General features: G+C 66.1%; 17 protein-coding genes and 2 pseudogenes. 3 read left to right on the top strand and 16 right to left on the bottom strand.

The window, feature by feature from the left end:
* Positions 1-265 precede the first annotated feature (265 nt).
* Positions 266-1,510 (bottom strand): IS110 family transposase, encoded by a 1,245-nt coding sequence (locus ABZ887_RS01190; RefSeq protein WP_361281539.1) that lies wholly within the window; start codon positions 1,508-1,510, stop codon positions 266-268.
* 319 nt (positions 1,511-1,829) lie between these two features.
* Between ABZ887_RS01190 and ABZ887_RS01185 the strand changes: the two are divergent.
* Both ABZ887_RS01185 and ABZ887_RS01180 read left to right on the top strand, forming a co-directional pair.
* Positions 1,830-2,041: pseudogene (locus tag ABZ887_RS01185) on the top strand (transposase); the annotation flags it as partial.
* 56 nt (positions 2,042-2,097) lie between these two features.
* Positions 2,098-2,541, top strand: a complete 444-nt coding sequence (locus tag ABZ887_RS01180) for a hypothetical protein (protein ID WP_361281537.1) — start codon at positions 2,098-2,100, stop codon at positions 2,539-2,541.
* A 55-nt stretch (positions 2,542-2,596) separates the two neighbouring features.
* Here the strand turns inward: ABZ887_RS01180 and ABZ887_RS01175 are convergent, their stop codons facing one another.
* The 10 genes and pseudogenes from ABZ887_RS01175 to ABZ887_RS01130 all read right to left on the bottom strand — a co-directional run bounded on the left by ABZ887_RS01175 (position 2,597) and on the right by ABZ887_RS01130 (position 15,699).
* Positions 2,597-3,277 (bottom strand): response regulator transcription factor, encoded by a 681-nt coding sequence (locus ABZ887_RS01175; protein WP_361281535.1) that lies wholly within the window; start codon positions 3,275-3,277, stop codon positions 2,597-2,599.
* Complete coding sequence (locus ABZ887_RS01170; protein ID WP_361281533.1) at positions 3,274-4,494, bottom strand: sensor histidine kinase; 1,221 nt, start codon at positions 4,492-4,494, stop codon at positions 3,274-3,276. The genes ABZ887_RS01175 and ABZ887_RS01170 overlap by 4 nt, the downstream gene beginning before the upstream one ends.
* 112 nt (positions 4,495-4,606) lie before the next feature.
* Positions 4,607-6,946, bottom strand: a complete 2,340-nt coding sequence (locus tag ABZ887_RS01165; protein ID WP_361281531.1) for an MMPL family transporter — start codon at positions 6,944-6,946, stop codon at positions 4,607-4,609.
* A 175-nt stretch (positions 6,947-7,121) separates the two neighbouring features.
* Entirely contained in the window at positions 7,122-8,066 is a 945-nt protein-coding gene (locus tag ABZ887_RS01160) for an SGNH/GDSL hydrolase family protein (protein ID WP_361281529.1), read from the bottom strand.
* A 475-nt stretch (positions 8,067-8,541) separates the two neighbouring features.
* The gene (locus tag ABZ887_RS01155; RefSeq protein WP_361281527.1) at positions 8,542-9,336 is read right to left on the bottom strand and encodes a helix-turn-helix domain-containing protein; all 795 of its coding nucleotides are present in this window, start codon (positions 9,334-9,336) and stop codon (positions 8,542-8,544) included.
* Positions 9,337-9,448: 112 nt separating this feature from the next.
* Positions 9,449-9,937 (bottom strand): annotated as a pseudogene (locus ABZ887_RS01150) (LacI family DNA-binding transcriptional regulator); the annotation flags it as partial.
* Positions 9,938-10,201: 264 nt separating this feature from the next.
* On the bottom strand, positions 10,202-11,518 hold the full coding sequence (locus ABZ887_RS01145) for an APC family permease (RefSeq protein WP_361281525.1): 1,317 nt from the start codon (positions 11,516-11,518) through the stop codon (positions 10,202-10,204).
* A gap of 773 nt (positions 11,519-12,291) precedes the next feature.
* Positions 12,292-13,335 (bottom strand): ferredoxin--NADP reductase, encoded by a 1,044-nt coding sequence (locus tag ABZ887_RS01140; RefSeq protein WP_361281522.1) that lies wholly within the window; start codon positions 13,333-13,335, stop codon positions 12,292-12,294.
* 131 nt (positions 13,336-13,466) lie between these two features.
* Positions 13,467-14,213 (bottom strand): hypothetical protein, encoded by a 747-nt coding sequence (locus ABZ887_RS01135; RefSeq protein ID WP_361281519.1) that lies wholly within the window; start codon positions 14,211-14,213, stop codon positions 13,467-13,469.
* Between the two features lie 82 nt (positions 14,214-14,295).
* Positions 14,296-15,699: an FAD-dependent oxidoreductase gene (locus ABZ887_RS01130; protein WP_361281516.1), complete on the bottom strand. Its 1,404-nt coding sequence runs from the start codon at positions 15,697-15,699 to the stop codon at positions 14,296-14,298.
* Between the two features lie 410 nt (positions 15,700-16,109).
* Between ABZ887_RS01130 and ABZ887_RS01125 the strand changes: the two genes are divergently transcribed.
* Positions 16,110-16,721: a TetR/AcrR family transcriptional regulator gene (locus ABZ887_RS01125; protein ID WP_361281514.1), complete on the top strand. Its 612-nt coding sequence runs from the start codon at positions 16,110-16,112 to the stop codon at positions 16,719-16,721.
* Positions 16,722-16,803: 82 nt separating this feature from the next.
* Here the strand turns inward: ABZ887_RS01125 and ABZ887_RS01120 are convergent, their stop codons facing one another.
* The 5 genes from ABZ887_RS01120 to ABZ887_RS01100 form a co-directional block, all read right to left on the bottom strand.
* Positions 16,804-16,926, bottom strand: coding sequence for a hypothetical protein (locus tag ABZ887_RS01120; RefSeq protein WP_361281512.1), 123 nt, complete (start codon positions 16,924-16,926; stop codon positions 16,804-16,806).
* A 52-nt stretch (positions 16,927-16,978) separates the two neighbouring features.
* A complete protein-coding gene (locus tag ABZ887_RS01115) occupies positions 16,979-18,214 on the bottom strand; it encodes a cytochrome P450 (RefSeq protein ID WP_361281510.1) in 1,236 nt (411 codons plus the stop codon).
* A gap of 52 nt (positions 18,215-18,266) precedes the next feature.
* Positions 18,267-19,655, bottom strand: coding sequence for an FAD-dependent oxidoreductase (locus tag ABZ887_RS01110; protein WP_361281508.1), 1,389 nt, complete (start codon positions 19,653-19,655; stop codon positions 18,267-18,269).
* A gap of 146 nt (positions 19,656-19,801) precedes the next feature.
* On the bottom strand, positions 19,802-21,037 hold the full coding sequence (locus ABZ887_RS01105; RefSeq protein WP_361281506.1) for an FAD-dependent oxidoreductase: 1,236 nt from the start codon (positions 21,035-21,037) through the stop codon (positions 19,802-19,804).
* Positions 21,034-21,354 (bottom strand): 2Fe-2S iron-sulfur cluster-binding protein, encoded by a 321-nt coding sequence (locus ABZ887_RS01100; RefSeq protein ID WP_361281504.1) that lies wholly within the window; start codon positions 21,352-21,354, stop codon positions 21,034-21,036. Before ABZ887_RS01100 ends, ABZ887_RS01105 begins: the two co-directional genes overlap by 4 nt.
* Positions 21,355-21,675 lie beyond the last annotated feature (321 nt).

Raw genomic sequence — 21,675 nt, 5'->3', positions numbered from 1 at the left:
TCGCTGCGGACCGGCGCCGTGCCCGGGAGAGGTCACTTCGAGGCAGAACTGTGACGGGCCACGGCCCCTTTGGGGCCGGGCAGGCTTCTTATCAGGCCACCGAGGTGGGCCGGGTCGGCGCCGGCCGCCCGCCGCAGTCGGACAGTTCATAGGCAAGGCACCCTTCGGGGGCCACTTTTGTCACGAGTCACGACTACGACGAGGCGACCGACGTCAACCCTGCCAGCCGGTCCCGAACCAGCCACATGAAGACTCACAGCGGTTGTCAAGCCTGGCTGGTGACACGCTGTGAGCGTTTCAGTCCTTCGTGACAAGGGGGCGGGGGTGCGACGATTTCGAAGGTACGGCCATCGCGTATGAGTGCCCATATGACGTTCAGGCGTCGTCGCGCGAGGGCGATGATGGCCTGCTTGTGGCTCTTGCCGTCGGCCCTCTTTCGCTCGTAGAACGCTTTTGAGACAGGACAACACCGGGCGGCAACCATGGCCGACATGTAGAACACCCGCAGCAGCCTTCGGCAGTAGCGTCGCGGGCGGCGCATGTTCCCGCTGATCCGTCCCGAGTCCTTCGGGACCGGGGCCAGGCCGGCGACACCGGCAAGGCGGTCGGGACTCCCGAAGACGCTCATGTCTCCGGCGGTATAGGCGATGAATTCAGCGCCCAAAACAGGGCCGATGCCGGGCATGCTCAAGATGGCTTCGGCATGCGGGTGATCGCGGAACCGTTTCTCGATCAGGCCGTCGGTCTCGGCGATCTCCGCATCGAGGGCAGTCACTTCCCGCGCGAGCTTGGCCACCACTGAGGCTGCCACCTTCTCTCCGGCCACGGCGGTGTGCTGGGCCTCGGCGGCCTTGATCGCGGTGGCAGCAACCAGCTGGGAGTTGCGGACGTTGCGGTTCTTCAACCAGGTCGCGAGCCGGTTCTTCCCCATCCGACGCAGTGCAGCCGGGGTCTGGTATGCCGTCAACAGCAGCAAGGACGCCTTCGACTCCTTGTAGTCGAAGGCCCGTTCCAGAGCCGGGAAGTACTCCAGCATCTGGGCTCGCAGCCGGTTGATGGTTCTCGTGCGGTCCGCGGCCAGGTCCAAGCGACGCGAGGTGAGAAACCGCAGGTCGACCGCGATGTCGTCGCCACGGTGCACCGGCTGGAGATCACGGCGCATGCGGGCCTGATCTGCAATGACGAAGGCATCTTTCGCGTCCGTCTTCCCATCGCCCCGGTAGGAACCGGAGGCGTGATGGACAGTGCGGCCGGGGATATAGAGGACCTTCTGCCCGTTGTCGGTCAACAGCGCGATCATCAGGGCAGCCCCGCCGGCGTTGAGGTCGATCGCCCATGTCACCGGCTCGCCATCGCTCAACTCCAGTACATCGCTGATCAGTTTGAGCAATGCATTCTCATCGTTGGCCATCCTCCGCGACAGCTCCCGCTTGCCGCCGACGTCGATCACTACGCAGTGATGCTCGGCCTTCCCCGCGTCCACACCGGCCCAGAGCTCAGGCACCGCCACCTCCGAGGTCGTTCCCGTGTACCAACAGACGACCTCGCCAGCGTGTCCTTACCAAGCGATCTTTTGCCGCGCATCCCAATGAGTGGCCGAGTCGTCGTGGGATGCCAGGCGGCCAATCGTTTGAAGCCACCAATGGGCTGGAGACACGCAGCCACACCCAGCATCCCTGGGCCTTCCGATCCTACGAGTGACCGGAACCAAACCCAGGAACAACGTAAGGAGACACGACCCCGATCGCGGCCGGTAGTACTTCAAGCCCCAGCACCCACACGCGGACAAGGCTTACGACCGTGCCGATCTACGGAAATGGTTTCACGGCAAGCGCATCGGAGTGCGGATCGCGCGCAGGGGTATCGAGTCCAGTAAGCTATTAGGGCGCCGCCGCTGGGTCATCGAGCAAATCATGTCGTGGCTGTCCGGCTACCGCAGACTCAGTCCCCGCTACGAACGCAATCCCCGCAGCTACCTAGCACTTCTCGGTTTGGCGTCGCTCTCTGCTGCTGCAGGTGCCTCGTCCGCCTCACCACGTAGGACAGGGTGCAAGTGCTCGTAACAGTTCGTGGGGTGTGGGTACTCGACCGTGGATCGTGGACGATGAGTTGTGGGCGCTGATCGACCTCTCCGACACGCCCCACCAGCTCATCACCGGCAGCCTACGCGCCCTGGCCGACCTCAACTCCCTGCACACCCGCTACCAATCACGCCACAGCCCCCGCCACGACGCCTGCAGTCCGTCCGCCCGCGCGCGCCGCTGCCCCGGGAAGCCGGACCTCCGCCGCACACCGCCCCGGTCGCTCCACGAGCCCACCGCTGGCTTCAGCCACCGCTCCCACAACGCCGCTGGGCCCGGACCGAACCATGTTCTCACGCGCCCAGAGGCGGTGGCCGAAGCCGCCGTCACGCGCTACGGGCAGCGCTACGGACGAACGCCGGGTCCGGATCCGGACTGCGTGGTCATTGAGATCACGATCGACCGGGCCGTGGGGCAGGTGGAGGTGCCAAAGTCGAGGGCAAAGAACGTCGCGGCCTGATCCATCCTGCCTGTCCACGACGAAAGCCCCGGTGACTGCTCTCCGGAGGCCGAGATCAGAAGCTGGACGGCTCAGCACGCACTAGGCCGGTCTGGTAGGCGATGACCACGAGCTGGGCACGGTCGCGGGCGCCCAGCTTGGTCAAGGCACGCTGAATGTGGGTGCGCACGGTCAGGACGCTCAGGACGAGCTGGTCAGCAATGTCGTTGTTGGAATGTCCTCGGGCGACCAGCGTGGTGACTTCACGTTCGCGCGGAGTGAGGTCGCCTAGGCGTTCCGCGGGCGCGATGAGGGTCGCAGGCGAGGTGCTGGTGAGGAAACGGTTGATCAAGGTCCGGGTGGCTCCTGGTGACAGCAGGGCGTCGCCGGCCGCGACGGTACGGATCCCTGTCAGCAGCGCTTCCGTGGTGACGTACTTGCCCAGGAAGCCGCTCGCCCCGACACGCAGTGCCTGGGCAACGTACTCCTCGGTCTCGAACATGGTCAGAACGAGGACGCGGGTCGTGGCCAGCTCGGGGTCGTCGCAGATCGCGGCCGTGGCGGCCAGACCGTCCGTGCCCGGCATGCGGATGTCCATGAGGACGACATCTGGGCGATGTGTCCGGGCAAGCTCAATGGCCTCTTGGCCGTCGCCGGCCTCGCCGACGACTTCCATGTCGGCGCAGGAGTCGATCAGGAGCCGGAACGTGCCCCGCAGCAGGGCCTGGTCGTCGGCGAGCAGGACACGGATGGTCAAGGGGTTGCCTCTTGTCGGTCGGCCAGGGTGTTCACCTGGGGGTGGGGCTGGATCGGCAGAGCAGTGGCCACTTCGAAGCCGCCCTCGGGGCGCGGCCCGGCGCGCAGGTTGCCACCTACGGAGTTGGCACGCTCGCGCATACCCATCAGTCCGTACCCGCCACCAGGGACCGCCGGGGCGACAGCGGTGCCGTCGTTTGTGACAGTGATGCTCAAGAAGCTGTCCGAGTAGCTGAGCCGGATATGGGCCGCGCGGTCGGAAGCGTGCTTCGTGGCGTTGGTCAGTGCCTCCTGGATGATCCGATACGCCGTGAGGTCAACCCCGGGTGACAGGCTCCGGACCTCTCCCTCGGCCGTGACCGTCACAGTGAGACCGGCAGACTCACACGCCGTCACCAGTTCTGGCAGTCGGTCCAGGCCAGGAGCGGGTTGCAGCGAGTCGGCCTCCGGGTCATCGGCGTGGCGTAGCACCCCTACCGTGGCCTGCAGCTCCAACAGGGCGGAGGACGTCGTCCCGGCCAGGTCTGCGAGGATCTTCTGTGCTTGTTCCGGATGAGTGGGGGCAAGGTGGGCGGCGGTTCCGGCCTGCGCGTGGGCTACCGCCATATGGTGGGCGACCACATCGTGCAGTTCACGCGCAATCCGCATGCGCTCCTCGGTCACACGCAGCCGTGCCTCCTCCTCACGAGTGCGCTCGGCATGCGCGGCGCGCACGTGTGCGGACTCCAGATGGTCATGGCGCAGGCGGGCGTTTTTGCCACCGACCAGCGGCAGCAGCAGCCACATCACCGGACCGACGGTCCGAAGCAGCAGCATGTCACTGTTGGGCTTGTCCAAGATTGCTGTGATCACCACCATGGCCATGATCACCAGCCCATACCGGTAAGCGATCTTGGAATCGGTGCCGACCGCAAGCCAGTACAGCGCCATCATGAGGGGCGCCAGCAGCAGAGGTGTGGGCAGGTAGCCCATGGCCCCCGTGGCCACTGTGCAGAACGTGGCCACCGCGACGGCGATGCGCGGGTGGCTGCGCGCCTTCAGCAGACCGAGGCACGAGATCGCGGCCAGGAGCGTGGCGAGCCGGTCGTCGTGCGGAAGATCGGCCCCGGGGACACTGAGCGAGGTACCCAGCGCCGTGCAGGCGAACAGCGCCAGGATCGCCATCGTGTCCACGACGCGGGGATGACGCTCCGTAAAACGCTCGATGTTGCTCGTCATCGTGATTCTCCGGCTGGAAGTACTGGGTCCATGGTGGCCCATGAAGGGGGCGGCGGCCGTGTGGGCCGCCCGAGGCAGAGCCTCGGGCGGCCCGGGGACAGACGAGTCGAGGTCAGACGCGCACCTCGACCGGCTCCTCCGGGGTCGGGTCCGGGTCGGGGGCCCGGCTTTCGGCCGACTGGCGGCTGAGAGCTTCGCCCTCGACGTCGACCCGCGGCAGGATGCGGTCCAGCCACTTCGGCATCCACCAGGCCTTCTCCCCGAGCAGGGCCAGAACGGCGGGCACGATCGCCATCCGCACGACAAAGGCGTCGAAGAGCACCGCGGAGGCCAGGCCGAACCCGATCATCTTGATCATGGAGTCGTGCTCACCGATGAAGCCGGCGAAGACCGCGATCATGATCAGCGCGGCGGCCACGACCACCCGGGCACTGTGACGGAACCCGGAGACCACCGCCTGCCTGGCCGACTCTCCGTGGACGTAGGACTCCCGCATCCGGGCGACGAGGAAGACCTCGTAGTCCATGGCCAGGCCGAAGACGATACCGACCAGGAAGATCGGCATGAGGCTCATGATCGGCCCAGTCTGCTCCACTCCGAACAGGCTCGCACCATGGCCCTGCTGGAAGACCAGGACGACCACGCCGAGCGCTGCCAGCACCGACAACAGGAAGCCCAGCGCCGCCTTGATCGGCACCAGTACCGACCGGAAGACCACCAGCAGCAGGACGATCGCCAGGCCGACCACCACGATCAGATACGGCACCAGCGCCGACTGGACCTTGGTGGCGATGTCGATGTTCAGCGCGGTCGTGCCGGTGACCTCGAAGGACGCGTCGGCCTCCGACTCGATGGCGGCGCGTTCACCGCGGATGGTCTTGACGAGGGTCTTGGTCTTCTCGTCGGTGGGGCTGGTGGACGGCGTGGCCATGAACACCGCGGTGTCGCCGGCCTCGTTGAAGCGCGCCTGCGAGACCGAGACAATTCCCTCGGTGTCGCCGATCTTCTCGCTGATCGTCGCCACAGCAGCCTTCGCGTCGGCAGAGCCCTGAGCGTCCACGACGATGGTCAGAGGCCCGTTGAAGCCGGGGCCGAAACCCTCGGCGAGTGCATCGTAGGCGCGGCGTTCCGTGGTGGAGGTGGGCTTGGCCTCGTCGCCGGGCATGCCCAGCTGGAGGGAGGTCATCGGTATCGCGAGTGCGCCGAGACCCACGACGCCGAGGATGAGTACGGGGAGCGGGCGACGCAGTACGAAGCGGGCCCAGCGAGTGCCCATGTTGTCCCGGTCGCGCTTCTCCACCGAGGCGCTGTGCGGAGGCACGACCTCGGCATCTGCGCTCTTCCGGGCCAGAGCCTTCCGCCAGGGCAGCAGCCGCCTGCCTCGCCCAGCTCGCCGACGGACCTCGGCGGCCTCCCCCTCCTTCGCTCCCTTGCGGGCCCGGCGTGTCAGCACGGCGTTCGGCCAGAACCCGAGGAGTGCCGGGACGACGGTCAGCGCGACCAGCACGGCGACGACGACCGCGCCGGCGGCGGCCAGGCCCATCTTGGTCAGCATCGGGATACCCACCACCGACAGCCCGACCAGAGCGATGACCACGGTGAGCCCGGCGAAGACGACCGCCGACCCGGCGGTGCCGACAGCCAGCCCGGTCGCTTCCTCCGGCGTCCGGCCCTTCGCGCGTTCCTCGCGGTAGCGGGAGACTACGAAGAGGGCATAGTCGATGCCGACGGCCAGCCCCAGCATCATCGCCAGCGTGCCCGTGCTCGTGGACAGCCCGAGCGCGTCGGACAGGGACAGGATCGAGAACAGGCTGACGCCGACGCCGAGGATCGCGGTCAGCAGCGGTAGCCCGGCGGCGGCCAGCGAGCCGAAGGTGAACAGCAGCACGATCGCCGCCACCGAGATGCCGATAATTTCGGCGACCCCGCCCGGACCGCCGCCACTGTCCATCGCCGAGCCGCCGGTCTCGACGGTCAGGCCCGCCTCACGCACCTGGTCGGCGGCCTTGTCCACCGCCGTACGGCTGGCGTCGGTGACCTGGTCGGACGTCACCTTGTACGACACCGTCGCGTACGCCGTCGAGCCGTCCTTACTGACCGCCTGCGACTCGAACGGGTCCGCGACGCCCGCCACCTGCGAACCCTCAGCCAGGGAGTCGACCGCTTCTTCGATCGCCTGCCGGTTGTCGGTCGCGGTGACCTTCTGGCCATCGGGCGCGACGAACACCACCCGAGCGGTGGCACCGTCGGCGGCCGCGCCAGGGAAACGTTGCTCCATGAGGTCGAATGCCTTCTGGGATTCGATCCCAGGCATCGAGAATTCCTCGTCGGAGGCTGCCGGCGCCTGCAGAGCAGTCAGACCCACGGCGGCCAGGAGGGCCACCCACATCAGGGCGACATAGCCTCGCCGCCGGAAGGCCATACGGCCCAGTCGATACAGAAAAGTTGCCACGTCAGCGAACTCCAAGTCCGTTCTCGATTGCCCATCCAGCCTTGCTGGTCAGGGCCTGTTGCGTCGTCATGCAGCTACTGGCAATGCCGCCTACCGAATCCGCTGGAGCAGGTACTGAATCCGCAGTACATGCGGGCGGCTCCCGTGCTGCTCTGCCGTTCCCACGGCACCTGGGTCAGCTCGTCGTGCCCACCGCGCGCAGAACGGCCCTGGCCATCCCGAGCTCACCGCGTTCGTTGGGGTGCACCGGCGCCGCCGCGGACTCCGGGATGAGTGGTTCGACCCAGCGCACGTCCCGGTCCGCGCAGGCGTCCCGTCCGATGGAGGACGCATAGGTGTCGACGTACACCGCTCCGGCAGCCTGAGCGCTGTTGCGCAGCATCGCGTTGAGCTGCTGTTCCTTCTCGCGTAGGAATCTCACGTCACCTGGCGCGAGTCCCATCGCGCGTGCGCACCTGCTGCTGTCGGCGGGCAGGATCGCCGGATAGCCCACGACGTAGACTCGCGCCTTGGGCGCCTGGCGTTCGATGTCGTCAAGTACGCTGGACAGCCGCCCGCCTGCTGCCTCGATCTTCGCCTGGACCTCGTCACTGTCACCGGAGACGTACTTGTCCCGGCACGGAGCGCCGTTCGTCTCCGAGTCGCCGATCCTCGTCTCTATCTGATAGCGGACGCCCACCTTGACGCACGTGGTGATCATCGAGCTGAATCCGATGTCGTTGCCGCCGATCCCCAGGGTGATCAGTTGGGTCGCGTCGGACACGGCGGACAACTGGGCTGGGTTGACTCCGTTGCCCGTGGACTGCGGGGCGAACAAGTCGTCGGTGATGGCACCGCTGCAGCTCATGTCTCGGAACTCATGTGGCTTCAAGCCGAGTTCGCCTGCGACGAGCGCGGGATAGTTCCGGCTGGACCGGTCGCAGCCCGCAGGCCTGCCATTCTGCGCGGGTATTTTCGGCCCGGCCGTGTAGGAGTCTCCGAGCGCGACGTATGGTCCGTTCGAGGGCTTTGAGTCGGACCGCGCGGACTTACCGTCGCCGTCCCTGCCGATCCCCACCGCGGTGACCAACGCAGCGCACGAGGCGACTGCCGCAAGCCCGAGACTAGTGCGAGTCTTCATCGAGTTCCTGCCTCCAGTACGCGGCCCGCGTGAGCTTCGTCGGGCCGAACACGCTGGCGCGTGAACCGACCTGACTCACCGTCAGGCGCCGCAAGGTGTGCGACGGCAGCCCGCACCGCTGACGCGGCAAGGTTGCCGGTTTCCGAAGTCACCTCAGCGTCGCTGGGCGCTGCGCGTACGTCGTCGTGCCGCTGCTGGCACTGTTCGTGCTGCAGACGCAGTAGGGCCGAGTGGGGCAAGTGCTTCGAATTCAGGTGGAGGCTCGTCGCGGAGTAGGAGTCCAAGCGGCGGCCTCGGCGCCGGTTTGGGCGCCACCTCTTGACTACCTGCGCCACTCCTCTTCATAGGGAGGAAGCAGGAGCAGGGTTCAAATTGTGGTCGATATGCGCACAGGGCGGATACTTAACGTACGCAGATCGTCATGCGAAACCGGCTCGGACCAACGCCATCCCCCGTGGCAGCGAACCCTGCGCTCTCATTTCCGAGAAATGGGCTGGGTCAACCTCTCGCCGTTCTCGTTCGGCAGCGCGGCCATGATCCGCGCCGCACACGCCTGGAGCGCCTCGATCGCCCGGCTCTCGTCGGGGTTGACTCCCAGCCACACCACGCTGACGCTCGCCGTGGCCCTGCCTTCCGGCCCCAGGACCGGGACCGCTACGCCGCTCGCCCCCGTGAAGAGTTCGTCCCGAGTCACGGCGTAGCCGACTTCGCGCGCCTTCGTGATCTCCGGTCGCTCGCCGGGACGAGGGATGTCACCAGCCAGAATGGCCAGGCCAGAGGCCGCTTGTGTGAGTGGATGGCGAAGCCCAGGGCGGTAGGCGATGTGCATTCGGGAGACGACGGGCTCCTGGACGATGGCCACCACCCCGTCCTCGCCGAGACGGATGGTGAGGGCACACGTGCACGAGAGCTTGTTGGCCAGCTCCTGCAATTCGTGGGCGGCAACTTCCTGCAACCGGGAACGCACGTTGGCCGCGAGGTTGAGCAGCCCCAGACCCAGCGTGTATCGCCCGTCCGGCCGGCGCTCCACGAGATTCGCCGCCTCCAAGGGCTTGAGGAGCCTGTAGATGCCGGCTCGATGGGTGCCCATCTCTTCAGAGATCGCGGACACCGTCAGCCCCAGAGGTCGCTCACCCAGCAGCGTGAGCACGCGCAAACCGCGCTCGAGGGTCAGAGAACCCCCGGCCGACTCGCTGACGGCACCTTTCGACGCTGACCGCGGGGACTCGGCTGCGCCTTCCCGGTCCGGACCCTGGGGCTGTTTTGTCACATGAGCGAGTGTACCGTCACACTATCTGTACGCCGCAGGGATGCGAGGAAGATCCGGTCCCGGCTCCGGCCGGAATTCGGAAGGCCTTCGGCACACGAAGCCAGGAGCGGCTTCACTGCCTCATCGAAGAGCCCCGGACAATGAGCTCGGTGGGCAGCTCAATCCCTCGGCTATCGGCTGCTCCTCCGTCGATCGCGGCCATCAGGAGCTCGATCGCGGTCCTGCCCATCTGCTCCAGGGGCTGTGCAACGGTGGTCAACATGGGGTCGAGCAGCCATGAGGTTCGGTCACCGTCGAAGCCCACCACGATGACATCGTCCGGGATGGCCAACCCGGCTGCCCGCAACGTCCGGTACACAGAGGGCGCGAAAAAGTCCGTGGTGCAGAACACTCCATCGATCTGAGTGTCCTTCAGCAGCTCCTGCAATCCGGCACAGTGCACCACCGACTTGTCGTACGAAGCCCGCACCACGTTCACCTGAACCTCGGCGCCCGCATCCGCGATGACGTCGCGGCAGCTCGCAAGCCGTTCCGTGGTCGCCGAGTACTCCTCCTCGGGCAGGATGACCGCCAGCCGCCGACCCCCCTGCTCCAGCAAGTGACGGGTCGCGACCGCCGCACCGGCTCACGCCGCCTCTCGCGAGGATGTGCCCTTCGACTCGGCCGACCCGCTCTACACCCACAGCGACGGTCTCTCCTCCTGGCCATCTGACCGAACGAGTGTCACTCGCGGCTGAAGATCCACAGTGCGCAGCGCGACTCGGACCAGCCGATACGTCGGTGCGCCCGATGCCAAGGGTTAGCATCGGGCGCACGGGCGGGGGCTCGTAGGACGACTAAAGCGAGTACGTAAGCCCAACTCCTATTACGCCTCCTCGCGTCCGATCCGGGCGTAGATCTCGGGGCGGCGTGCCCGCAGCACGACAGCGAGGACGACTCCCACGATGAAGACCCCGGAGAAGCCGATCAGCGTGCCGTTGCGGAACCCCGCCGAACCACCCATGAGGGAAGGCAGGTTCATCAGCGCGATGGTCACGCAGAGCAGCAGGAAGGCCGTGGCGAGGGCCGCGGAGATCCGGTACCGCCAGATCGCGGCAGAGCTCTGGACCCGCGCGAAGAAGGCGAGCGCGGCGAGCGAGGTGAGCGACAGAGCGAACGCGATCGGAGCCGAGGACGCGCCGGCGAACCAGGAGTAGACATCCTCACCCTTCATTCCGAGGGCCGCCATGACGCCAGCGCCCAGGAGCATGGCGCCGCTCGTCGTGAGAGAGGCGATGTGGGGCGAGTCGTGACGTCCGTGCACCGACGCGAGGGGCTTGGGGAGGATGCCGTCCTTCGCGAGGTTGAACACGTACCGACTCATCATGTTCTGCAGCCCCAGGTGGGAGGCGGCGATGCTGGTGAGCAACAGCACGGACGTGACGTCGTTGAAGCCGGCGCCGATGTAGCGCTCGGACACCGTGAAGAAGGAACCGGCCAGGTCATCGTTGACGGCCTTGACGGCCTGCGAGGTACCGAGTCCGGTGATGACCGCCCACGAAGTGATCGTGTAGAAGACGCCGATCAGGACCACGGAGACGATGGACGCCCGGGAGATGGTCCTTCCGGGCTGCGAGGTCTCGTCGCGGTAGATGGCGGTCGACTCGAAGCCGACGAAGAACAAGATCGCGAGGACAAGGGCAAGGCCGACCTGACCGGAGAAGAACTGGTCCGGGGTGAAGACGGTGGCGGAGACTCCTTCGGGGCCTCCCTTGGCGAAGACGACCGCATCGAAGATCAGCACGGCCAGCACCTCGACGAACAGGGCAACGCCGAGCACCTTCGCCGAGATGTCGATGCGGAGGTATCCAAGAGTTCCCACCACAGCCCAGAAGAACAGCGACCACACCCACCACTGCACATCCGGACCGCCCTCCCGGATGACGAACGCCGCGGTTGCGACGCCCGCGTAGCCGTAGAAGCCCAGAGACAGGACGGCGTACGCGAGGAGGGTGAGGAAGGAGGCGCCCAGACCGACGGGCTTGCCCAGCCCCGCACAGATGTAGGCGTAGAAGGAGCCGGGCCGCTCCACGTACTGAGCCATCCCGCCGAAGGCGACCGCAAAGAGGGCGAGGGCGACGGTGATCACCAGGAAGGTAGTCGGCGTGCCCAGTCCGTTGCCGTAAGCGATATTGATGGACACGTACCCCGTGGTGGCACTCAAAGGTGCGGCCAGGGCTATCGCCGAAAAGACCAGGTCACGGGTTCCGAGCTTGCCCCGCAGCTGCTTTCCGGTGGCCGCTGATGAAGACGATCCAGGGTCCACGGCAATTGGTTCACCAGTGGTAGCCATCGACGTTCCTTTCGAGGGGGAATCCTGCGGCCTGAGGGCTGCGCCTGCGGCCTGAAGGCTGCGTGGGATGAGCGGAGAGCTGACCAGCCATCGCCGGCGAGTGCGTCTTCGGCCCAATGCTCTGGGCGACGCGTCAATCTGTTTCTCGTACACTCGGGGAGTGAGCGATAAGTGTCAAGACGCGTACAGATAACGTTCGAGCGATTTAACGAAGCATTGCCAGCCCCGACGCGTCAGACACTTGATCCATCACACGCACACCAAGCCCTGGACCCAGAAATCACAGGCGCGTGCGGCATCACGCCACGCAAAACGTGCAAAGTAAAATGCAAGCAAAATAGCGCCCTCAACCGTAATGAAGGGGCGCCGCGTTCACCAAAGGAAAGATCGCCGATCAGGTAGCCAGGTCGGCATTTAGTCGCTTCGGTCAACGAGGAGCGAAGCGTGACACTTACATCGAGAGGCACGAGCAGCCAACGGCACTCCCCGAGAAATGCGCTGCCTGGTGTTCAAATAACGTCCGTCGATCATCACCTTTCTAAACCCGAGAGTAGAAATCTCGGCATGCCTGCCATGTCCTGCCGAGTGCGCTGACATTCGGCAGGACTACAGGCGAACCGAGCTCAGCTGAAGCTGATCTTGAGATGCTCGGTAACGGGCAACGACTGGCAGACGAGGCGGATGCCCTCCTCGATGTCCTCGGGCTCCAGCACTTCGTTCGTGACCATCTCTACGTCACCCTCGATCACCCGACACGCACAAGCGCTGCAGTCGCCAAGCCGGCACGAGAAGGGAGCGGGGATGCCCTTCTCCAGCAGGAAGTCGAGCAGGAGCACTCCCGGTCGCCAGTCGTCGAACTCGAACGCGGCGCCATCGATCTCACCCGAGACCCGCGTACACCCGGCGCCCTCCGGGACAGTCGCCCCCAGGTCGGCGGCATCGACGACCTCTGCGCTGATCTCGAAGGGGTTGCCGCTCAGGGAGACGAACTTCTCCTGGCGGCGCCGTTCCCGCGGGAAATCCAGGGACTTCAGGACGTCCATGACAGCCTGCATGAAGGGCGCCGGGCCGCACATCATCGCGTGGCGGTCCGTGAACTGCTCCGCGAATGCGCGAATGTCTGCCGCCGTCGGAAGCCCTTGGCTGTCCTCGAACCAGTTGGTGATCGCGAACCGATCCGGATACTCGGCGACCAGCTTCGCCAGCGTCGATCCGAAGATGACGGAGTCGGCACTGCGGTTCGCGTAGAACAACGCCACCGAGCCGGAGCCACGCGCCAGCGTCTCCTTCGCCAGCGAGATGACCGGCGTGATACCGCTTCCGCCGGCGAACAACAGAAGGTCGTCGTCCACCGATTCCGCGGTGAACACGCCGCCGGGCGGCAGCGACTTGAGGGCCTGACCGACGGTGACGTTGTCACACAGCCAATTCGACGCGTAACCGCCGGGTGTGCGCTTGACCGTGACCGTCAGAAGGCCGCCCTCGTGCGGGGCGCTCGCGAGGGAGTAGCAACGGGCGACAAGGCCCTGCTCCTCGGACGGGACAGCTATCGTCAAAAACTGGCCGGGGCTGTAGCTCGTAGGCTCCGGCGGTTCGAGGACGAAAGACTTGGCATCGACGGTCTCCGCGACAACATCGACGACACGCAGCTCAATTGGGGAACTCATCGCTCGCCTTCTTTCAACATATCGGACCTGGTGATCGACCTTCTGGGGTCCGATCGATGTCGCCGTGCTCGGCGAATTCTTTCCTTGTCATGTGCGTTTGCGTGCCGCGCGATGTCACCGCGGCCCCTACTTCACGCCACCAGCCGGTCCAGGGCGTACTTGACGTCGGCCTTCAGGAACGTCTCGATCGGGAGACCGTCCTTGAGATTGGCGCGGTGCGCTTCCAAGGCCCGCTGCGTCTCCTCGGGCGTGACCGCTGTGAGGCGAGCGTTGACGTAACCGATCCAGCGACGCTGGTCGGGGAGCTCCGAGTCCTTGTACTCCTGGATGGGGGTGAGAATGTCCAGGCTCTGCACCGTGTTCGGCTCGACCTTGTCCGACGTGGCATGGATCTCGATGTCGGCTTCCGGCGTCCTGCCGCTGGCGTCGTAGGCGATGACGGTCCGCACGCGGTCCTTGACCGCGATCACCTCGGGCCAGATCAGGTCGTAACGCTTACGTTCGCCGGCCGGAACGGCCAGTCGCGTGATCGCCCGGTCGTTGATCGCCTGCAGCACCTTGGCCGGGTTGTTCTCGACAACCGTCTCCTTGTTGTGCGGCCAGAAGTCGTACATGCTGAGGTCGCCGAAATCCCGACCCACGTGAATCGCGTAGATCTCGGGGTAGATGTCCTTGATTCCCGCCGCACGGCGTGCCCGGAAGAACTCGGACACGGCGCCCTGAATCAAGAGGCTGGCTCCGATGGCTCCCCACGCCTCATGGATCACGATGCCGAAGCGGTCGTGCCGGTCCCAATCGGGGAAGATGGAGTCCATACCTCCCACCGCGCCGTCATGCCTGACCTCGAACATGTCCGGTGTGAGCTGGTTAGTGTGCATGGGACTTTCCTCCGATGGGGAACAGGCTCCACATGGGCGCCGGTGGTTCGATTACTTGTTCAGGCCTTTGGGATTTCACGGCTCACGCCGACCCATCCGATTCAGAAGTGCTGGCGTGACAACCGCTTCGGCGTCCCAGGACGAGAGCCTTGAGGGACGAGGTGTAGTTCACGTACTCGCCGAAGTAACCGCCAGCGACGTCTCCGGCGGCGTAGAGCCCGGGGATCGGCCTGCCGTCAAGCGAGAGCACGCGCCCGTGCGCGTCGACCCTCAAGCCGCCCAGGCTGAAGCAGATACCCGCCTGGACCGGCCAGGCCTCGAAGGGCGCTTCGGTGAGCGAGACAGCGCCGTCAGTCTTCGGGATGTCGAGGCTCGCGCCCGCACCACCGCCAGCGGCGTCGCAAGCGGCGTTGTACTCCGCGACCGTACGGGCGAGTTCTTCGGGGGAAACGTCGATCAGTTCCGCCAGTTCCTCGATCGTGTTCGCGCGAAGGGGCGCCCCTCCGCTGCTGAACCTCCGCCCGTAGAAGGGATGGCGGCTTCCCTCCGCATCAAGCAGGTAGAACGCCGTTCCGCCCGGCTGGTCGCGAACCGCCTTCTCCGCGGGCTCCCACAGCGCCTCGTCGACGAACCGCCGACCCTCCGTGTTCACCATGATCCCGAGCGGACCACCCCCGACGACCCACCGTTCGCCCTTGGCCCGGGCGTCGATGGTCAGCCCGTGCCACTCACCGAGATCCCCAGTGGTCGCCGCGCCGAGACCGAGGGCGACGCGAAGGCCTTCGCCCTTGTTGTAGTAGGCGTATCGAGTCAGCGGCACGGCGTACCTGGCGCGCGGGCCGAGGTACTGGGTCATGAGCTCATAGTTGCCGTGGAACCCGCCCGTTGCCAGGATCACCGCCTGCGCCGAAGCGCTGCGGCGTGCGCCGGCGCTTTCGAGAACGACCTGGGTGACCGTGCCGTCCTCATCGGTCCGGATGCCGACGAGCGCGGTCTCGTAGGCGAACTGCACGCCCAGCTGCTTCGCCTTGTCCTCCAGGACGTCGAGCATCACGTTGCCGCCACCGTGGGGAATCAGGCCGGGCGCGAAGCCGTCGTCAATGATGTCGCTCTCGCTGTAGGAGAACTCGAATCCCAGTTGCTGAAGCCACTTGAGGGTCGGTGCCGCGTCCTCGATCCAGACGGAGAGGAACTCGCGGTCGACACCCCACTCAGCGGCGGTCGTTTCCGTCGGCGCCGTGGACGCACGCAGGGCCGCCATCAGGTCAGGGTCGACCTCGTCCACGCTCTTCATGCTCATGTAGAACAAATTCTCGCGAGTGTTCCCACCGCGATCGACCGCGGGCGCACGGTCGCAGACGAGAACCCGAGCGCCGGATTCGGCTGCGGCTACCGCGGCCGCGGCCCCTGCGGCCCCGAAGCCGGCCACCACCACGAGCGGGGCCTGCTGGCCGGTTCCCTTGACACGTTCAGTAACAGTGCTCATCGGATCCTTCTCGACATTGTCATGCGCTGCGCCATCGGGGTTGCGGTCCGCTCTCCCGCGGCATCCAGATCGGCCCTGCGGTCGCTCGTACGGCCTCGACGGGCGGTCCGTGACGCCGTGAGATCTGGTACGACCAGGAGCAGGAGGCCAAACGCCGTGATATAGCTATGGGCAGATGACTTAGTTGGGCGCCCGAACAAGTAATACTATCCTTCTACCGTGCCCAACGGTGCGCGTCAAGCGCTCGGGGTCGACCGCCGCACACTCGATACGTGCCGCACGAGGTGTGTGACCCGCCGCAGACCAGGAGTCACCTCAGGCCACCCCGCCGCTAACGGCCGGGGCCCGACCTTTGCCGTGACCAAGTCGTGCGATAAACTAAAATTCGCGAATTTCCCCGAGGGAGAAAAATGGCTCACGTTCCAGCAGACGAGCGACGCATCCAGCTCATCCAGGCCGCCTCACGCGTGATCAGTCGCCAAGGGGTCAACGGCGCCACAACGCGAGCCATCACCACCGAAGCCGGAGCCCCACAAGCGATTCTTCACTACGCTTTCGGTACCAAAGACGCGCTTTTCGCCGAATTGCTCCGCTGGTCGACGACCATTACTGATGAGATCTTCGACGAGGAGCGCATTCCCACCGGTTCCGGTCTGCTGAAGGCCGTGAACGAGCTCCTCGATGGATACCGAAACGTCGATCGTTCGCTTACCTTCGCCCAGTTCGACATTCTGCTCTGGAGCATGCGGAACCAGGACACCGAGAACGAGGCCGCGGACCTCTACGAGCGCTTGATTTCCCAAATCTCCTCGTCCCTGGAAAGGGCTGCACGCGAGAATGAGCGTGACGCTGATTTCCGGTATCTCGCCAAGCTGATTCTGATCATTTGCGACGGAGTTCAGTTCGGCATGCTGTGCGCCGGTGAAAGCTACGTCGACGCCGAGGACATCACAGGAATCGCGAAGATGATCATGACTCTCTCTCAGACGCGTGCCCCCCTGCCCAGCGGCCATGGGGGCTGACGGCCCGGCGTCACCCACGAGTCGAGGCCGGTTCACGGAGCGATACGCGCCGTGAACCGGCCTTTGCAGTGCTGACTGCCTCCTAGTAGGCGAAGACGAGAATCTCGTCCCTGCCATACGTGTCGGCGAGGTCCGGATGGACCGCCCGCAGATGCTCCTGAGCCACCTCGACCAGGCCGTCTTCGCCCTCACCCGTGAGAAGCACGCCGCAGGGGCATCGCAGATTCAGAGTCGCGTCAGGCATGGCCTCTCCGATCTCAACCAGCAGACTGCTGAGGCTCGAAGACGATCGGCACGCTGGTGAAGCCGGCCGCCTGACCGCCCTCCCACGTGACTTCCTTGCCCTCGCGCTTGTCCAGCTGGAACTCGGGGACCCGCTTGAGGAACTCCTCGACGGCGACCTTCGCCTCGACCCGGACCAGATGGGCGCCGAGACACCGGTGGACGCCCTGTCCCAGGGACAGGTGGGGGTTCGGCGACCGGTCGGGGATGAGGTAGTCGGGGTTGGGGAAGAACTCGGGGTCCCGGTTCGCGACCCCCGAGAGGGTCATCACCGTGTCGCCCTTCTTCATCGAGATCCCGTGGAACTCGATGTCCTCGGTGACGAGCCGGCATGGGGCGGGGCCGGTGTAGAGCCGCATGATCTCCTCGACCGCACCAGCGACGAGGGAGGGCTTGGCCAGCAGGCGCCGTCGCAGGTCGAGGTCCCAGCTCAGCCTCCAGATGGACCCCGAGATGATGCGTGAGGTGTTCTCGAGACCGCCGATGAGCAGGATCGTGAAGAAGCTGAGCAGCTCCCAGTCCGTGAGGCGCTCGCCCTCGAACTCGGTGTCGATGATCGTCGAGAACACGTCGGTTCCCCCGGGCTTCCGGCGCCGCTCGTCGATCACGTTCTGCACGTAGGCCGTCATGTCGGCCACCTTGCGCTTGGCGCCTTCGGGATCGGTGAGGTGTCCGCGCGCCATCGCCTCGACCCAGTCCCGGTACATGTCGCCGTCCTCGGCGGGCAGTCCGAGGAACGCCGCGGTGAACTGACCCGGCAGTTCGTTGGCCAATCCCTGGGAGACGTTGATCTCCCCCTGCCCGATGAACCGGTCGATGAGACGGTTGGCGTGCTCGCGCACCTGGTCAGTCAGCGCCCGGGCCCGCATGGGGTTGAACGGCCCGGCCACCATCTGACGGTACTTGCGGTGATCCGGGTCGTCCTGCTCCGCCATCATGAGGATGGCGTCGCCGGTCTCGTACTTCGGGAAGATGTTCCCCTTGTTGGAGAACGTCTTGGTGTCCTTGAGGATGTCCTGGCATTCGGCGTAGCCGCCGGCTACCCAGAAGCCCCCGTACACCTCGCTCCGGCCGATCCGCTGACCGGCCACGACCTGGTTGCGGATGGCCTCGATGTAGTCGCTCGGGGAGCCGTCCGGGCCGATGTGCGGGTTGTAGTGATCGAAGTCTTTGAAGATGTCGCCTGTTGCGTTCTCAGCGCCTGTCGTCATCGTCGTTCCGTTTCCGTGAGTGCGGTACGCCTGAGCTGGTTCGACCTGGCCTTCACGCCGTGGCGTCGATGGGCGTCACGGAGGTGGGGTACTGCTCCCGGTCGAACGGCGGGATCTCGTTGCCTTCGGCGATCCACTTGTCGCACAGGGCGATGAACTCCTCGGTTTCGAGGTCCTCGGGCCGCAGGTCGTACAGGGCGTCGTTGACCGTGGAGGAGACGTTCGGGTTCTGGGTGGCGAGCACTTCCATGGCGAGGCCTCGGGCCGCGTCCTGCTCGGACATCGGGGTGAAGTCGTCACTCCACTCGGCGCCCTCGAAGCACGCGTCGGTGGAGCCGGCGAGACCGAAGGCTCCGTCGAGGATCGGCGCCAGGTCGTTCTGGATCGCTCGGGCGACGCCGTCGAGGTTGTCGGCGGCGGCCAGGTGCTCCAGCACGAGGACAGCAGCGGCTGCGGACAGGCTCATGCCCTGTCCGTAAATGGGGTTCATCGACGCTGCCGAGTCACCGACGGCCAGGAACCTGTCGGGCATGTTCGGGACGAGGTTCCAGCGGCGAAGCAGGGAACCGTCGATGTGGTACGTGTTGACGTCGCTCACCGGCTCCGCCTTGCGGGCGATCTCGGCCGACAGCGGGGTCGTGCTCTCGGAGAGGAACTCGATGACGCCCTCGCGGTCACGCGGCGGGTAATCGCGCATCATGCCGACGGCCGTGAGCGCGTGGGTGCCGTTGTCGGCGGGGAACAGCGCGATGCCCCGGTGCTCGCCCGGCCACGGCAGCGCACCGAGTCCGATGACCCCGTGCTTCAGCGCGTCGTCGGGCAGCCGGACGAACTGCGTCGCGTATCCCGTGTAGGCGTTGACGAAGGACTCGGCCGGAGCCTCGACCCCGTGGGCCGCCAGCCAGTCCGGGGCCTTGGTGCGCCGACCGGTGGCGTTGATGACGAGATCGGCGTCGAGGGACGAGCCGTCCCGGAGAGTGACCCCCGTGACCTTGCTGCGGTCTTCCGTCACCTCGAGACCGGCGACGGAAGCCTGCACGATCTCGACGTTGGGAAGAGCCTGCACCCGTCGGCGGATGACCAGTTCGAGCAGCGGCCGACGAGTGGCCACCCACTCCTGGCCCGGCACCCGGAGGCGCCAGCCGGCACCCGTCAGGGCGACCACGTTGGCCGCCTCGTCGAAGGGGGCACCACCCTCCGCGAGGAGGTCCTCGCGGAGACCGGGGAGCACGGCCTGCATACGCTTCAGCCCGGCGGGGAGAAGAGCGTGGATCTGGGCGCCCTGGGGAACGCCTTTGCGCGGTTCGGCCTTGTCCTCAAGCGTGTCCCGCTCGATGACGGTCACCTTCTCAAAGGACTTGCTGGCTGCGCCGGCGGCGAGCAAGCCCGCGATGCTGGCCCCGATGACGACCGCGTGGTCGAACTTCGAAGACGTGGACATGGTGCTACCTCCAGATGAAAGTGGGCCTACTGCGCCCTGGTATCGCCCGACTGGATATGTGGGGTCGCCCTGACTGCGTCAAAGCCGACGCTCTGTTTCTGCTGTCGATCACGCAGAGGTGCACTGCCTCCGCGCGCGGACCGGGGTCAGACCGGCGTCAGCGCCGTCGACATGTCCGTGACCCGCTCCGGATCGATCGTTCGTCCGGCGGCGAGAGCCCGACGGACGGCCATGTAGTCGCGCGGAGAGTTGACGGCGTCCACCGCGAGGAGCTGACCGTCGCGGTAGTAGAGCACCGAGAACTTCTCTTCTTCGGGTCGCCCGCGCACGAGGGCGGTGTCGAATCCGGAGGAAAGGCCGGCGATCTGCAGCTTGAGGGTGTCCTGGTCGGACCAGAACCAGGGAACCGAGGTGTACGGCTCGGCTCGTCCGGCGATCGTCGCAGCGGCGCACTTCGCCTGGTCGACCGCGTTCTGCACGGATTCGAGCCGCACGCGCGCGCCTCCGGCGAACAGATGCGACGTCGTGGTGCAGTCACCGGCCGCGACGACCCGGGGGTGGCTCGTCCGCGCGTACTCGTCGACGACGATCCCGTTGTCGCATTCCAGCCCGAGCTGTTCGGCAAGCGCCAGACGCGGCACCACACCGATGCCCACCACGACGAGGTCCGCGGGCACCGTCGTGCCGTCGGCCAGCTCGACCGCCGTCACGCGCCCCTCACGTCCCTGGAATCCGACCACCGAGGCGCCCAGCCGAACCTTGGTTCCACGCCGTTCGTGGGCTTCCCGGTAGAACTCCGAGACGACCGGAGCGACAACGCGGCCGATGAGCCGGTCCGCGGCCTCCAGCACGGTCACGTCGAGGCCTCGGGCCCGTGCCACCGCGGCGGCTTCGAGGCCGATGAACCCACCGCCGATGACGACGACGCTCTTGGCCACGGCGAGGTCCCGCTTGAGGGTCTCGGCATCCGAGAGGTCCCTGAGGTAACTGATCCCCAGGAGGTCGGAGCCGGGCAGCCTCAGCCGGCGCGGGCTGGCGCCCACTGTGAGAGCGAGATGAGCAAACTCGAACGCACGCCCCTCGCTCGTGACCGCCGCGCCCGGGGCCGTTCCGTCTGGGCACGGGGCGGTCACCTGAGTGACATGTTCACCACGGACGACCTCAATGCCCTCTCGGGCGAAATAGTCGTCGGAGCGCAGCGCCAGGCTTTCGGCGTCCGCCTTGCCGGCGAGGAACGCCTTGGACAGCGGAGGCCGCTGATACGGAAGTGCCACCTCTTCACCCACGATGGTGATCGGGTACTGCCATCCCGACTCACGCAGGGAACACGCCACCTGCACCGCAGCCTGGCCGCCTCCGACGACCAGCAGGCCCGAGCTCACTGGACCGCCGCAATCTCGATCTCCATGCCATCGAGAGCGTCACCGATCTCGATCTGACACGCGAGGCGACTCGTCGGCCGCCGCTCGGCCATCGCGTCGTCCAGCATCTCCGCCTCGATGTCGTCGGCTTCGCCGACGGCCGCGGCGAACTTCTCATCGACGTAGACATGGCAGGTCGCGCAGGCCGCGGCGCCGCCGCACTCGGCGATCAGTCCGGGGACGCCCTGCTTGACGGCCGCCTCCATGACCGACAGGCCAGCAGCTGCTTCGACGTCGCGGCGTGAGCCGTCCGGACATATGTAGTGGATGGTGGGCATTTGTGTCTCCTCAAAGATCAAAGCGTGAGCATTCGCGATGGGGGGAGAGGTGGCTTGGACCGTGAAGGGGAGCCAGAACGCGCACGCCGAGAGCCGCATGCGCCCGACAAGAACGGCTGAAATCCACGTTGACCGTTCGACTTAGTTGGGCGCTCGAACAACTCAACTACGGCATTAGTACCCCTACAGGTGACGAGCGTCAATACTTCAGGGAACGGTTAGGGTGCCCTTCTTCAGGAGCAGCTCCCTTGACCTGGGCAAACGCGTCCGCCTCGGACGGCTGGCTGGCGCTTGCCGTTTCCGGCAGCGGGCTCCGGGCCG

Origin of the sequence: Streptomyces sp. NPDC047061 (assembly GCF_040643955.1) — a bacterium.
Lineage (GTDB): Bacteria > Actinomycetota > Actinomycetes > Streptomycetales > Streptomycetaceae > Streptomyces.
This window is presented reverse-complemented; position numbering and strand designations above follow the sequence as displayed.

Coding starts and splice junctions, on each gene's coding strand:
- ABZ887_RS01170 (WP_361281533.1), bottom strand. CDS start 4,494: ATGACGAGCAACATCGAGCGTTTTACGGAGCGTCATCCCCGCGTCGTG.
- ABZ887_RS01160 (WP_361281529.1), bottom strand. CDS start 8,066: ATGAAGACTCGCACTAGTCTCGGGCTTGCGGCAGTCGCCTCGTGCGCT.
- ABZ887_RS01140 (WP_361281522.1), bottom strand. CDS start 13,335: ATGAGTTCCCCAATTGAGCTGCGTGTCGTCGATGTTGTCGCGGAGACC.
- ABZ887_RS01135 (WP_361281519.1), bottom strand. CDS start 14,213: ATGCACACTAACCAGCTCACACCGGACATGTTCGAGGTCAGGCATGAC.
- ABZ887_RS01130 (WP_361281516.1), bottom strand. CDS start 15,699: ATGAGCACTGTTACTGAACGTGTCAAGGGAACCGGCCAGCAGGCCCCG.
- ABZ887_RS01125 (WP_361281514.1), top strand. CDS start 16,110: ATGGCTCACGTTCCAGCAGACGAGCGACGCATCCAGCTCATCCAGGCC.
- ABZ887_RS01115 (WP_361281510.1), bottom strand. CDS start 18,214: ATGACGACAGGCGCTGAGAACGCAACAGGCGACATCTTCAAAGACTTC.
- ABZ887_RS01110 (WP_361281508.1), bottom strand. CDS start 19,655: ATGTCCACGTCTTCGAAGTTCGACCACGCGGTCGTCATCGGGGCCAGC.
- ABZ887_RS01100 (WP_361281504.1), bottom strand. CDS start 21,354: ATGCCCACCATCCACTACATATGTCCGGACGGCTCACGCCGCGACGTC.